11 protein-coding genes are annotated in these 13,077 nt (G+C 63.2%); 2 read left to right on the top strand and 9 right to left on the bottom strand.

All coding sequences use genetic code 11. The annotated features are described in order from the left end of the window. Positions 1–34 precede the first annotated feature (34 nt). Positions 35–1,807, top strand: coding sequence for a GGDEF and EAL domain-containing protein (locus tag ELX51_RS19660; protein ID WP_127755082.1), 1,773 nt, complete (start codon positions 35–37; stop codon positions 1,805–1,807). Beyond that, positions 1,804–2,589 carry a GGDEF domain-containing protein gene (locus ELX51_RS19655; RefSeq protein WP_248305200.1) on the top strand — a complete coding sequence of 262 codons (786 nt, stop codon included), beginning with the start codon at positions 1,804–1,806 and terminating at the stop codon, positions 2,587–2,589. Before ELX51_RS19660 ends, ELX51_RS19655 begins: the two co-directional genes overlap by 4 nt. Positions 2,590–2,613: 24 nt before the next feature. Here the strand turns inward: ELX51_RS19655 and ELX51_RS19650 are convergent, their stop codons facing one another. From ELX51_RS19650 to ELX51_RS19610, 9 genes are all read right to left on the bottom strand, one after another. Continuing rightward, positions 2,614–3,459, bottom strand: coding sequence for an alpha/beta hydrolase (locus ELX51_RS19650; RefSeq protein WP_127755081.1), 846 nt, complete (start codon positions 3,457–3,459; stop codon positions 2,614–2,616). A gap of 66 nt (positions 3,460–3,525) precedes the next feature. Next, the gene (locus tag ELX51_RS19645) at positions 3,526–5,400 is read right to left on the bottom strand and encodes an ABC transporter ATP-binding protein (protein ID WP_127755080.1); all 1,875 of its coding nucleotides are present in this window, start codon (positions 5,398–5,400) and stop codon (positions 3,526–3,528) included. A gap of 192 nt (positions 5,401–5,592) precedes the next feature. Then, complete coding sequence (locus ELX51_RS19640) at positions 5,593–6,651, bottom strand: ABC transporter ATP-binding protein (protein WP_127755079.1); 1,059 nt, start codon at positions 6,649–6,651, stop codon at positions 5,593–5,595. A 10-nt stretch (positions 6,652–6,661) separates the two neighbouring features. Continuing rightward, complete coding sequence (locus ELX51_RS19635; protein ID WP_127755078.1) at positions 6,662–7,747, bottom strand: Gfo/Idh/MocA family oxidoreductase; 1,086 nt, start codon at positions 7,745–7,747, stop codon at positions 6,662–6,664. Beyond that, a complete protein-coding gene (locus tag ELX51_RS19630; protein ID WP_127755077.1) occupies positions 7,744–8,760 on the bottom strand; it encodes a Gfo/Idh/MocA family oxidoreductase in 1,017 nt (338 codons plus the stop codon). The genes ELX51_RS19635 and ELX51_RS19630 overlap by 4 nt, the downstream gene beginning before the upstream one ends. Positions 8,761–8,973: 213 nt before the next feature. Then, positions 8,974–9,747: a carbohydrate ABC transporter permease gene (locus ELX51_RS19625; protein ID WP_248305376.1), complete on the bottom strand. Its 774-nt coding sequence runs from the start codon at positions 9,745–9,747 to the stop codon at positions 8,974–8,976. 103 nt (positions 9,748–9,850) lie between these two features. Then, a complete protein-coding gene (locus tag ELX51_RS19620; protein ID WP_127755075.1) occupies positions 9,851–10,798 on the bottom strand; it encodes a sugar ABC transporter permease in 948 nt (315 codons plus the stop codon). A 3-nt stretch (positions 10,799–10,801) separates the two neighbouring features. After that, positions 10,802–12,097 carry an extracellular solute-binding protein gene (locus ELX51_RS19615; RefSeq protein WP_127755074.1) on the bottom strand — a complete coding sequence of 432 codons (1,296 nt, stop codon included), beginning with the start codon at positions 12,095–12,097 and terminating at the stop codon, positions 10,802–10,804. 204 nt (positions 12,098–12,301) lie between these two features. Beyond that, positions 12,302–12,964: a TetR/AcrR family transcriptional regulator gene (locus tag ELX51_RS19610; RefSeq protein WP_127755073.1), complete on the bottom strand. Its 663-nt coding sequence runs from the start codon at positions 12,962–12,964 to the stop codon at positions 12,302–12,304. Positions 12,965–13,077: the final 113 nt, after the last annotated feature.

The following is a 13,077-nucleotide window of genomic DNA, read 5'->3' as shown; positions in this document are numbered from 1 at the left end:
GCTACGCAACAACGGACGATAAAGGCAAAGCGTGATGCAGCAGGATGAAGGCGAGCGGCTCCGGGCGCTCAATGATTTGGGTCTGCTCAACACAGCACCCAGCGAAAGCTTTGATCGCATCACGCGCATGGCCAGCCAGATTTTTGGTGCCCCCATCGCCGCGGTCTCGCTGACCGACAAGGACCGGCAATGGTTCAAGTCGCGCGTAGGCTGCGGCACCGAGATTCCGCGCGACCGCGCCCCCTGCGCCGAAGTCACGCGCCTGGGCGATGTGCTGGTGGTTTCCGACCTTTCCCAGGATCCGCGCTTCAAGGGCAATGTGCTGGACCAGAGCGGCGTGCGCTTTTATGCCGGCGCGCCCCTGACCACGCGTGACGGGTTCACCCTGGGCGCCATGTGCGTCCTCGATACCAAGCCGCGCACCATCACCCCCGAACAAGCGCGCATCCTCACCGATCTGGCCGCCATGGTCATGGCGCAGGTCGAACTGCAGCATGCCCTGGGGCGCATCGATCCGGCCAGTGGCCTGCCCAACCGCAACCAGTTTGCCGAAGACCTCGAGGATCTCAGCCGCGACCATGCCGGGCAGGAGCGCATCGCCATGCTGGTGGATCTGGTCGAGCCCGTTCAGCTCAACCAGTCCATGCGCATTCTTGGCCCCGCCTATCTCGACACCATGATCAAGACCGCCGCCGGCGCCATCAAGGAACGCCTCAAAGGCGAAGCGACCCTTTATCAGGTCGGCGTCACCCAATTCGCGACGGTCCTCGTCGGCCACAATCCCCAGGTGCTGTTCGATCAGGTCCAAGCCCATTTCGCGGAAGTGGCCGAAACAGCCCTTGGGCGCGACCGCGCCGCTTCGGCGCCGGTGGTGGGCCTGATGCCCTTCCGCCTCGGCGAAGTCTCGCCCGCCCAGGTCCTGCGCGCCGCGCTTGGCGCCGCCCAGGATGCACGCGACGCCGGCAAAAGCGTCGGGCTGTATTCGGTGGCGCTCGATGATGCCCATCAGCGGCGCTATGCCCTGCTCGATGGCCTCCATGATGCCCTGCTTGCCCCCGACCAGCTCAGCCTTCACTTCCAGCCGCGCATCGATCTGCGCACCGGGCGGTGCGATGGCGTTGAAGCGCTGCTGCGCTGGCAGCATCCCGCCCTGGGCAATGTTGCCCCCGGCGAGTTCATTCCCCTGGCCGAAGCCACTGAACTGGCGCGTCCCCTGACCCAATGGGTGATCGAGGCGGCGCTCCAACAGGCGGCCGTTTGGCGCGCCGCTGGGCTCGAACTCAAGATTTCGGTCAATGTATCGCCGGCCAATCTCGAGGAAGCCGATTTTGCCGAGCGGATGGGCGAGGCCCTTGCGCGCTACGCCGTGCCCGCCCAGGCGCTCGAAGTCGAATTCACCGAAAGTGGGCTGATCCGCAACCAGGGGCGGATTCTCATCAATCTCGCTGCTATCCGCGCGCTTGGCATTGCCTGCGCCATTGATGATTTCGGCACGGGCTACAGCAGCTTTTCCTATCTCAAGGACATTCCTGCCGAGATCATCAAGATCGACCAGAGCTTTATCCGGACCCTCGTGCCCGGTGGTGCCGACAGTGCGCTGGTCAGGGGCATGATCACCATGGCCCAGGAGCTTGGTTTGCGCGTCGTGGCCGAAGGGGTGGAAACCCAGCTTGCCTATGATTTCCTGTGCGAGGCCGGGTGCGATGAAGCCCAGGGCTACCTGATCTCGCGGCCGGTGCCCGCCCCAGCCTTCACCGCCTGGTTGCACGCCCGCGACCCCGGCACCAAGCACCACGTCGCGGCATGAGCAAGCGCGTGGCCATGCAGCTCGATTTTTCCGCCACCGGACGCCTGCGCGTTTGGCTGGTTACCCTTGCCGGGATGATCTTCTGCGCGGGCGCGGCGCTGTTCGTGGACTCCTTCAATTTCCCCACCATGACCGCTGACGAGTTCCGGCGGGCCATAGCAGTCGACCTGTTGCTGCCCAGTGCACTGGCAGGCCCGCTGCTGTTCTTGCTGATGAGCAAGATCCGGCAATTGGCCATCGCCCAGCGCGACCTTGCCAAGCTGGCGTCTACCGATAGCCTGACCGCCGTGCTCAATCGGGGCGCCTTCACCATGATGGTGGACGCATATCTCGAGCAGTCGCGCGCCCATGCCAATCTGCGCTCGGGTGCGCTGCTGGTGATCGATGCCGATCACTTCAAGAACATCAATGATCGCTTCGGCCACCAACTGGGCGATGAGGCGCTCAAGCTGATTGCCGGCACCATCAAGGGCATGCTGCGCGGGGCCGATATTGTGGGGCGCGTCGGGGGCGAGGAATTTGGCGTATTCCTGCCCGGTGCAACCCCCGAGGAAGCGCGAACAGTTGCCGAGCGCATCCGCCAAGCGGTTGGCAGTCTCAAGCTCCCCTTGCCGGCCATATCAGACGAAATCACCGTCAGCATTGGGGGCGTGACTTATAACGGGCTCGCCACCTATGACCATCTGTTCTCGCTGGCGGACGAGCGGCTTTATGGTGCCAAGGCCACCGGGCGCAACCGGGTGCTGTTCCGCCACTTCACCGATCCGCCACTGGCCGCCTGAACCCCGAGGGCTGGTCACCTGGCATCACGACGCGCGTGCGCAGTTGCGCACCACAGCTGCGGCAATCTCGGGCATGTCCATTTCGAGCAGTTCGTGGCCGCGCTCGGGCAGGATGATCAGCTCCGCGCCGGGCACGGCGGCGGCGCTGGTGCGTGCTGCCGCGAGGGAAATTACCGGGTCTTGGCTGCCATGCACCACCAGGAGCGGCAGCCGTAAATCAGCCGCGCTCAAGCCCGGATCAAGTTCGCCCCCGACCGAGCCGTGATTAAAGGCACTGGCCATGCTTTGCGTTCGGCTCAGCTCCTGTTCGATCCGGGCGCTCGCAGCATCGGTGTCGAACGGCACGGCAGTACCAGCGCAGAGTTCGGCATCGCGCAGCATAAAGCGTCGAACCGCGGCAGCGTCGCTCCAGTCGACCGAGCCGAAAGTGCCGAAATGCTCAAGCAGTGCCGGCGCAATCCCCTCGCCTTGGTAGTTCATGCCCAGCGGTTCGGCCGAAAGCAGGGCCAGCGTCGCGACGCGCTCGGGATGCTGCAGCGCCACGATCTGGGCGAGATACCCGCCCAGCGACATGCCCACCAGATGGGCTCGACGCACCCCGTAGGCGTCCAGGATAGCGACCAGATCATCGGCAAGCTCCTGGATGGTGTAGCGGATATCTCCGGGCGGGTTGGTCGTGGAGGCGCCAGTATCGCGATGATCGAACCTGATCACCTGAAACCCCGCACCAGCCAGCGCCTGCACCAGCGATTGGGGCCACCACACCATGGATGCCGTGGCGCCCATGACAAGGAGGATCGTCCCTTCCAGCCGCTCCCCTTCCGCCACACTTGCCAGTTGCGCTCCACCACTGCTTGCTATCATGCGCATTTCAGCTCTCCTCTTGGACCAAAAAGCCGCGTTGGCGCGGCGGCTCCACTGAGCCGCCAGGGATATCTAGCGGCCGCCGACCTCCGCGGGATCAAGGAAACCGCCCGATTGCCGCTGCCAGAGTTGGGCATAGGTCTTGCCATGCGCCAAGAGTTCGGCATGGGTGCCCTGCTCGATGATCCGGCCCTTTTCCAGCACCACCAGCCGATCCATCGCGGCAATGGTGGAAAGGCGATGGGCAATGGCGATGACGGTTTTGCCTGCCATCAATCGTTCGAGCTGGCTTTGGATCGCCGCTTCCACCTCGCTGTCCAGCGCCGAAGTCGCCTCGTCCAGCACCAGGATGGGCGCGTTCTTCAGCAGCACCCGGGCAATCGCCACCCGCTGGCGTTGCCCACCCGATAGCTTGACGCCGCGCTCGCCGACCTGCGCGTCGTAACCGGTGCGCCCACGGTGATCGACCAGGGTTTCGATGAACTCGTCGGCCTCCGCCATTTCGGCGGCGCTGACCATTTCGGCGTCGCTCGCTTCGGGCCGGCCAAAGACGATATTGGCGCGCACCGAGCGGTGCAGCAGCGCGGTATCCTGCGTGACGACGCCGATATTGGCGCGCAGCGAAGCCTGCGTCACCCCGGCAATGTCCTGCCCATCAATGGTGATGCGCCCGCTTTCGAGGTCGTAAAAGCGCAGCAACAGGTTGACCAGCGTCGACTTGCCCGCCCCAGAGCGCCCGATCAGCCCGATCCTTTCGCCCGGCGCAATATCGAGATTGAGGCCCTCGATCACGCCCTGGATTTGGCCATAGTGAAACGAGATGTTCTCGAAGCTGATCGCGCCTTGCGTCACCACCAGCGGCTTGGCATCGGGCGCATCCACCAGCGCCAGCGGCCGGGCGATCAGTTCGGCCGAGTTCTGCGCCGTGCCATAATTGCGCATCAGCCCGTTGAGCTGGTTCATCATGCGCCCAAGCAGATTGTAGAGCCGCAGCACCAGCCCCAGCGTAAAGGCGACCCCGCCCACCGAGATCAGCCCTTGCGTCCACAAATGCACGGAAAGCGCACCGATCCCGGCAATGGCGATGCCCGACAGCATGCCCATGGCCGAGCGCACCCCCACCAGCGTACGCGCGAGGCTGCGCATGGCCTCGATGAAGCCGTCAAAGCCGCGGCGCACAAAGCGGTCGTCTTCATCGCTCGAGCCAAAGAGCTTGAGCGTCTGGATATTGGCAAAGCTATCAACGATCCGGCCATTGAGCGCCGAGGCCGCTTCCGCCGCCTGCGCCGAGCGCTGGCGCATGCGCGGCACATAATACCAGGCCAGCAGCGAAAAGGCGAAGATCCAGAGCGCCACCGCCGCACCCAACCGCCAATCGAGCTGGCCCACCAGCACCAGCGTTGTCAGCGCATAAACAGCGATGAACCACACCACCTGGAGCAGTGCGACCATGAAATCGCCCACCGCTCCGCCGCTTTGCCAGACTTTGCTGGCAATGGCGCCGGAAAAATCGTTCTGAAAGAACGACAGGCTCTGCCGGATCACATGCGAATAGGCCTGCCAGCGCACGAGGTTGTAGAAGCCGAGATTAACCGTCTGCTCTTCCACCGCCGCCGAAAGCCAGGTGACAATGAAGCGCACAACGAGCACCACCATCAGCATGATGCCAAGCTCGGTGCCGGCACTGGCCAGAAGGCCATTCCAGCCCGCCGCCTGATTGGCCGCATCGAGAATGTCAACGAGCCGGCCGACATAGTAAAACAGCGCCGCTTCCACCAGGGCCACCGCCCCGCCCAGCACCAGAAGCGCAAGGAACGGCAGCTTGGCCTGGCGCACATAATGCCAGAAAAACTGCGGGCCGGTGCCGGGCGGTTGCAAGCTTTGCGGCGCCCGAAACGGGTCGATCCAGGATTCAAACAAGCGATGCAGGGGCGTTAGAACACTCATGCGCCTACCCTAGTCCCCGCCGCCATGCGCAACAACGCCCGCAAAGAAGAGCCGCCCGCGGCAGGCCGGGGCGGCAAGTTGGCTTGGAGGTTCAACAAAACCAGCCCGCGGACGATGGGCGCCAGATCTTAAGATTGTGTTGCACCCGATCCCTCAGTCCACCGCCACACCCGCAGCAGTGGAAAAGGGGGGCTAGAGCGCGTGGCCGTCCTTGTCGAACAAATGCACCCGCGCGGGATCGATAAAGGTTTCGATATCCGAGCCCAACGCAAACTGGCGCTGCCCTTCCAGCACAATGGTCAGCGCCTGCCCGTCGGCGGTCGTCGCATACACCACCGTCTGGCCCCCAAGGCTTTCCACCAAATCCACCCGCACGCTCGCGAGCCGCGTCCCCGTACCCGGGGTCACGCTGATATGCTCGGGCCGGATGCCGAGCGTCGTTGCCCCGGCCGCGGCGCGATTAAGGCTCATCCGGTCGCCCGCGACCTGCAGCTCATTGGCATTGCCCTGCGCCTGGGCGGGCAAAAGGTTCATCTTGGGCGAGCCGATAAAGCCCGCCACAAAGAGGTTGCGCGGATTGTTGTAGAGCTCGAGCGGCGCGCCCGCCTGCTCGATCACCCCGGCGCGCAGCACCACGATCTTGTCGGCCATGGTCATGGCCTCGACCTGATCATGGGTCACGTAGATCATGGTGTTGCCGAGGTCATTGTGCAGCTTGGCGATCTCGACCCGCATCTGCACGCGCAGCTCGGCATCGAGATTGGACAGCGGCTCGTCGAACAAAAAGATCTTGGGCTCGCGCACAATGGCCCGGCCGATCGCCACGCGCTGCCTTTGCCCGCCCGAAAGCTGCTTGGGCTTGCGTTTGAGCAGCGGCTCGATGCGCAAGATTTCGGCGGCCCGCGCCACCCGCTGCTCGATCTCGGCTTTTGGCGCCCGCGCCGTCTCCAGCCCGAATGCCAGGTTCTGATAGACCGTCATATGCGGATAAAGCGCATAGCTCTGGAACACCATGGCAATGCCGCGCCGGGCGGCGGGCACTTCGTTCATGCGCTGCCCATCGAGCAGCAGATCGCCCCCGGTGATGGGCTCGAGCCCCGCAATCATGCGCAAGAGCGTGGATTTCCCGCAGCCGGACGGGCCCACAAACACGGTGAACTCTCCCGGCTCGATGCGCAAATTCACCCCATGGATCACTTCCACATCGCCATAGGCCTTGCGGATATTGTCGAGCACGACACTGGTGGCCATGAAACGCTCCTTAAGCCTTTTGGAACTGGGGCGGCACCCAGCTGGAATAGCGGGGATGCTCGGTGCCCAGGGGCAGTTCCACATCCTCGTGGGTGGTGGAGGAATGATAAAATGCCGTCACCAATTCCAGCGCCCGGCGCGAATCGGCCGAGGTCACCGGCAGCGGCGCCTGCCCCGTCAGGGCGGCATGGAAGCGCGCCATCTGCGTCTGGAAGCGCGAGGGCACATGCTGCCAGCCAGCCAGAAGAGCCTCGATCTTTTCGCGCGTTTCCGCGTTGCGCGGCAGAATGGTCCAGGGCTTGTTGCCCGGATTATAGGGCTCGTGATCGCTTTCGAAGGTGACATTCTCGAAGGCCAGCCGCAGCCGCGTGATCTCCTGGGCGGAGCCCAGCGTCGCCGTAAAGCTCCCGAGCGCCCCGTTCTCGAGCTCGAGCGAGGCGGTGACGCAATCTTCCACCTCGATGTCGTTGACCCGCGTCGCCACCCGCCCGAACAGGCGCTTGATGTCGCCCATCAGGTAAGTGAAAAGGTCATGCTGGTGGATGGCGTGGGTCATCAACACGCCCCCCAGTTCCGTTGCCCATTTGCCGCGCCAGGGCACCGCATAATAATCAGGCCCGCGCGTCCACAGCGTTTCCACCGTCCCCACATAGGGTTTGCCGGCGATCCCGGCATCGATGATGGCCTTGGCCTGCTCGATGCCGTCGCCGAACCGGTACTGGAACACCGGCATCAGCATGCCCTTGGACTTCTTTTCCTCGGCGATCACTTCGTCGACCTGGGCGAGCGAGCCCACCAGCGGCTTTTCGCAGATCACATGCTTGCCCGCGCGCAGCGCCGCCAGCACCATGGGGTAATGCAGCATGGGCGGGGTGCAGATATCGATGATGTCGATATCATCCATCGCCAGCACGGCATCGAACTCGGTTTCGCGCCGCGGCACGCCGAATTCGTCGGCAATGGGGTTCATGCGCTCGGGGTTGAGATCACACAGGGCCAGCACGCGGAACTTGTCGGCATTGGGCGCATAGCCCTCGACGATATGGGAGCGACCAATGCCGCAGCCGATAATAGCGACGTTGAAGATCTCTTTCACTGCTGCCACTCCGTGCCGCGTTCGGCCAGTTGCTGGGCGGTCAGCGCCAGCTGCATGGCATTAAAGCACCGCTCCTGCGGCATCGCCGTTTGCGTTCTGTTGCGCACATCCTCGAGGAACTGCCGCCCGAAGGGCAGCTCGGTCGCCGAGCAATCCACATGCTGCACCCCGGACTTGTCGACGAGGAACAGGTGATCGGTGCCGGGCCGGCCGGCAATATCGATATATTTTCTGAGCTCGATATAGCCCTCGGTGCCCAAAATGGTCAGCCGGCCATCGCCCCAGGTGGGCAGGCCCTCGGGAGTAAACCAGTCGACGCGGATATAGCCGGTGGTGCGGGGCGTGCGCAGATGCGTGTCGCCCACATCCTGCAGCCCCGGCCGGTCGGAATGGGCGCGATTGGCGACGCTCGCCGAGATGATTTCGGCATCCAGGCTTTTGGAAAAGAACAGGAACTGCTCGAACTGGTGGCTGGCGATATCGCACAAAATGCCGCCATAGCGGTTGCGGTCGAAAAACCAGTCGGGCCGCTGATTGTTGCGGATGGCATGGGGTCCGAGCCCCACCGTATTGATCACTTCGCCAATGGCGCCGGCGGCAATCAGATTGCCGGCTTCGACCGTGGCGCGCACCTCGAAATGCTCGGAATAGAGCACCCCATAAATGCGCCCGGTCTCCCGCTGCACCCGCTTGATTTCCTCGAGCTGGGCAAAGCTCGTCATGCCCGGTTTGTCGGACAGCACGTCCTTGCCATGCTGCATGGCGGCGATGGAAATGGCCGCTCGCTCGGCAGGAATGGCCGAGGTCAGGATCACCGCGATGCTCTCGTCCTCAAGGATTGCCTTGGGGTCGGCAACCCGCCGCGCCTGCGGGTATTTTCCCGCGAACTGGCCCGCCAGATCATCCTCGGGCGCATGAAACGCCACGAGCTCGGCACCGGCATCGAGCAGGCAATTGACCTGCCCATAGATATGGCTGTGATTGATGCCGATCGCGGCAATCTTGATGGTCATGGTCTACTCAGTTCTTTTGTGGGTGCCGAAAGTCGACGGCAGTCCGGGCGCGTCGTGGAAGGGGCTGGTGTACCGCCGGCCATGCGGCCCGTGTCCTCCCCTCCCCCTTGAGGGGAGGGGCTGGGGGTGGGGGTCCATCAGTGACCCACCGGATCACCCCCTCCCCGGCCCTCCCCTCAAGGGGGAGGGAGGCCTTGCCCGCACAGGCTGGTGTCACCGCTTCATCCCCGTGGTCGCGATGCCCTCGATCAGCAGCCGCTGGAAGAACAGGAAGAACACAAAGATCGGGATCAGTGAGAGCACCGACATGGCAAAGAGCGCGCCGTAATCGCTTTCGCCGGTGGAGTCGGTGAAGGTGCGCAGGCCCAGCATCACCGTGTATTGCCGCATCTCGTTGAGATAGATCAGCGGCCCGAAGAAATCGTCCCAGGTCCAGATGAAGGTGAAGATCGCGGCCGTCGCCAGCACCGGCGTCGACAGCGGCAGGATGATCTTCCAATAGATGCGCCAGGGCGAGCAGCCATCCATTTGCGCGGCTTCATCGAGCTCGCGCGGCAGGCCACGGAAGAACTGCACCATGAGGAAGATGAAGAACGCATCGGCCGCGAGGAATTTGGGCACGACCAGCGGCAGGATGGTGTCGATCCAGCCCAGCTGCCGGAACAGCACATATTGGGGAATGAGCGTGACCTGATAAGGCAGCATCAGCGTCATCAGCATCAGCGCAAACCAGAAATTGCGCCCGCGGAACTTGAGCCGGGCAAAGGCATAGGCGGCCAGCGAACAGGCCATCACATTGCCCAGCACCGACAGGATCGAGATCAGGAAGCTGTTGGAAAAGAACGTGCCAAAGCTCACCCGCAACCCGTTCCAGCCGCGCCGATAGGCATCGAGACTCCATTCGCTGGGCCAGAGGCTCGTGGCGTTGAATATCTCGTTTTCCGGCCGCACCGAGGCCGACAGCATCCAGAGCAGCGGATACAGCATGGCGATCGAGGCGCCGATCAGCAGCACATGCACGAGAATGGTGGTCAGGCGCCGGCGCAGCGGCGAAGGCGTATGGGCCGTCACGACCTCGAGGCGGGGCGCGTCAGTCGTCATAATGCACCCAGTACTTGCTGGTCAAAAACGAGAACGCGGTGAACGCCGCCACCAGCGCCAGCAGCACCCAGGCCAGCGCCGAGGCATAGCCCATGCGGAAGAAGCCGAAGGCCTCCTGGTAGAGGTAGAGCGTATAGAACAGCGTCGAATTGATCGGATTGCCGGTGCCGCCCGAAATAATGAAGGCGGGGGTGAAGCTCTTGAACGCGTCGATGGTCTGGATGATGGCGTTGAAGAACACCACCGGCGTCAGCAGCGGCAGGGTGATCTTGACGAACTGGCGCCAGCGGCTGGCGCCATCAAGGCTCGCCGCCTCATACATGTCGGTAGGGATCTGGCGCAGACCGGCGAGGAAAATGATCATGGGCGAGCCGAACTGCCAGATCGACAGGATCACCAGCGTCCAGAGTGAATAGCGCGGATTGGAAATCCAGCTCGGGCCGACAATGCCGAGTGGCGCCAGCAGCTGGTTGACGAGGCCGTCGCCGGCAAAGATCTGCCGCCACAAAATGGCGATGGCGACCGAAGCACCCAGCAGCGATGGCAGGTAGAACAGCGCGCGGTAGAGGGGCAGCCCCTTGATGCCACGATTGAGCAGCATGGCGACGCCCAGCGCAAAGGCCAGCTTCAGCGGCACCGAAAACAGCACGAAAAACAGCGTCACCCGCATGGAGGCGGCAAATTTCGGGTCATTGGTGAACATGCGGACATAGTTGTCCGCGCCAACCCAGTCGGGCGAGGTCAGCAGGTCGAAGTCGGTGAAGCTGAGATAAAGCGAGGAAATTATCGGCCCGATGGTCAGGCCGAAAAAGCCGATGAACCAAGGCAGCAAGAACAGATAGCCCGGCGCATCATTGTGCCAGATGCGCGACAGGAAGGAGGGAGAATGCGCGCGCTCCCGTGCAGGAGCGTCGGTTGCAAGGGAGCGCGCAGTCATGGATTAGCCTGCCCGGGTCAGGATGGCGGTCGCTTCGCCAACAAAGTACTGGGCGCCGTCTTCAGGCGAGCGGGCGCCAAAGCCCACTTCCTGGCCGACGGTGCGCAGCAGCGAGATGTCGATCTCGCCCGCGGCGGCAGGTGGTGGCGGGGGCAGCGGCCCCAACAGGTCACCCAGGTTCGCCACGAAATTAAGGGCGATCTGGTTGGCTTCGTCCAGCGTGGGCGCCACAGCTTCGCGCACGGCCACTGCTGGCGGGATGCCGCGTTCCACGCCCAGGATCTTGCCTGCCTCCACATCATTGATGAAGAAATCGAGGAATTTGGCGGCCGCTTCCTTGTTCTGCGAATTGGCGCCCACCGAAAAGAACATCGATGGCTTGCGGTAATGCCCACCGCCCTGCCCGGCCGCGATGCGCGGCTGGCCGCACATATCGAGCTTGTCTTCCATCAGCGCCTGGTAGCCCACCAGTTGGTTGGAGTTGGACGGCATCAGCGCCGCCTTTTGCTGCACCAGCATCGTGGTTTCGAGCGGGCCGGTATCAAGCGCTTGTTCTTCGGCGGCAACGCAGACGCCCGCTTCGCGCAGACCCTGCCAAAGGGTGAACCACTCGGTCATGTCCTCGACGCCAAAGCCCAGCTGGCCTTCGGCGGTATAAAGGGCCTTGCCGCGCTGGCGCAGCCAGTTGTCGAGCGCCGGCTCGGTATAGGAGGCATCCATGATGGCCTTCATGCCGCCACGGATATTGGCCGACTTGAAGGCCTCGCCCATGGCCATCAGGTCATCATAGGTCCAGGCATTGGTGGGCGGGGTGACGCCCGCTTCCTCGAATGCGGTGGTGTTGATCAGGGTGCAAACCGAATTGGCGCCAAGGCTGACGCCGTAAAGCTTGCCCCCAACCTTGCCGCCCTCGAGCTGGTCGGCATCGTAATTGTCAAGCTTGAGCGTAGTGCCCACGAATTCGTCGAGCGGCGCGATGGCGTTGCGGTTCGCGTATTCAACGATATAGCGATAATCCATCTGGATGATGTCAGGCGCATTGCCGCCAGCGGTTTGTGTGGCGAGCTTGGGCCAGTAATCGTTCCAGGCCAGGAACTCGCCCTGGATCTCACCGCCGTTGGCTGCGGTGAACAGATCCGTCACCCCATAGGTGCGGTCGGCGCGCGCCTGGCCGCCCCAGAAGATCAGGCGCAGATTGGCGCCTTCCTGGGCAAAGCCCGGGCGAATGCCGGCGACGGCTCCCGCCATCAGGGCCGTACTGCCGAGCAGGAAGCTGCGGCGGTCGATACGAATAGTCATGATGTCCTCCCATGAACAGCTGCCGCCCGGATCCGGAGCGGTGCGGAGCGCGGCCTCCCCGCCGCTAACTCACCAACTGGTTACAACACTGTGTCAGACTTTGGTCGATGTCAAGCACCGCCAAGCCCTTCTTGTATGGAAGACGAAAAACGGCACGAACGCAAGCTGTTCAGCAGCCGTTCATAATCTGTTCATCTATGTGGCTCAACTCGGGCGCGTGCGCAGGTAATCGAGCACCATCTGCACCGCTTGCGCCTCACGCTCCTGCACCATGGCCACGCTGGCGAGGTCCCGGTCAAAGATCACCGACAGGGTCGCCATGTTGGAAACATAGAAGAATCCAAGGGCCGCGATTGAGATATAAAGCTGCACCGCATCCACATCGCCGCGGAAAATGCCGGCCTGATTGCCGCGCCGCACGATCTCGGTGATCTGCCCAACCAGGGGGGAGTGGAGGGCGCGGATATCCGGCATGGTCTTGAGAAAGCGGGCATTCTCCAGGTTTTCGGTCCCCAAAAGCCTTGGGAACCAAGGGTTTGCCAGGAAATGGCGGAAGGTGAAGCGCACGAGCCGGTCCATGGCTTCCACCGGGCCATATTGGTCCAGACTCAGCGCCCGCTCACCCTTGCGGATCTCGCCATAGGCGTCGAGCAGCACCGCGCGGTAGAGATCTTCCTTGTTGCCGAAGTAGTGATAGAGCAGCCGTTTGTTGGCGCCCGCCCGCTCGGCAATGGCATCCACCCGCGCACCCTCAAAGCCCCGTTCGGCAAATTCAGCCCGCGCCGCCACCAGGATCGCCGCCTTAGTCTTGCCGGAGTTGCGGGCCCGCTTGACCCCATTCTCCACCCCACTCGGCGCCTGATCCATCTGCCTCATCCAAACCGAGCTGCCGCGCCGCCCTACCCCCGACGGATACCAGCCGCACCAGCAGGGGTAAAGTGTTTCAAAGATGAACTGGGAAGTGCATTGCGTGAAACCGC

The sequence above is a fragment of the Devosia sp. 1566 genome, assembly GCF_004005995.1.
Classification (GTDB): Bacteria; Pseudomonadota; Alphaproteobacteria; order Rhizobiales; family Devosiaceae; genus Devosia.
Note: the sequence above shows the minus strand (reverse complement) of the source record. Positions and strands in the feature narration are given on the sequence as shown.

Coding starts and splice junctions, on each gene's coding strand:
- ELX51_RS19630 (WP_127755077.1), bottom strand. CDS start 8,760: ATGACCATCAAGATTGCCGCGATCGGCATCAATCACAGCCATATCTAT.
- ELX51_RS19640 (WP_127755079.1), bottom strand. CDS start 6,651: ATGGCCACCAGTGTCGTGCTCGACAATATCCGCAAGGCCTATGGCGAT.
- ELX51_RS19620 (WP_127755075.1), bottom strand. CDS start 10,798: ATGACTGCGCGCTCCCTTGCAACCGACGCTCCTGCACGGGAGCGCGCG.
- ELX51_RS19645 (WP_127755080.1), bottom strand. CDS start 5,400: ATGAGTGTTCTAACGCCCCTGCATCGCTTGTTTGAATCCTGGATCGAC.
- ELX51_RS19610 (WP_127755073.1), bottom strand. CDS start 12,964: ATGGATCAGGCGCCGAGTGGGGTGGAGAATGGGGTCAAGCGGGCCCGC.
- ELX51_RS19615 (WP_127755074.1), bottom strand. CDS start 12,097: ATGACTATTCGTATCGACCGCCGCAGCTTCCTGCTCGGCAGTACGGCC.
- ELX51_RS19625 (WP_248305376.1), bottom strand. CDS start 9,747: ATGCTGTATCCGCTGCTCTGGATGCTGTCGGCCTCGGTGCGGCCGGAA.
- ELX51_RS19660 (WP_127755082.1), top strand. CDS start 35: ATGCAGCAGGATGAAGGCGAGCGGCTCCGGGCGCTCAATGATTTGGGT.
- ELX51_RS19650 (WP_127755081.1), bottom strand. CDS start 3,459: ATGCGCATGATAGCAAGCAGTGGTGGAGCGCAACTGGCAAGTGTGGCG.
- ELX51_RS19655 (WP_248305200.1), top strand. CDS start 1,804: ATGAGCAAGCGCGTGGCCATGCAGCTCGATTTTTCCGCCACCGGACGC.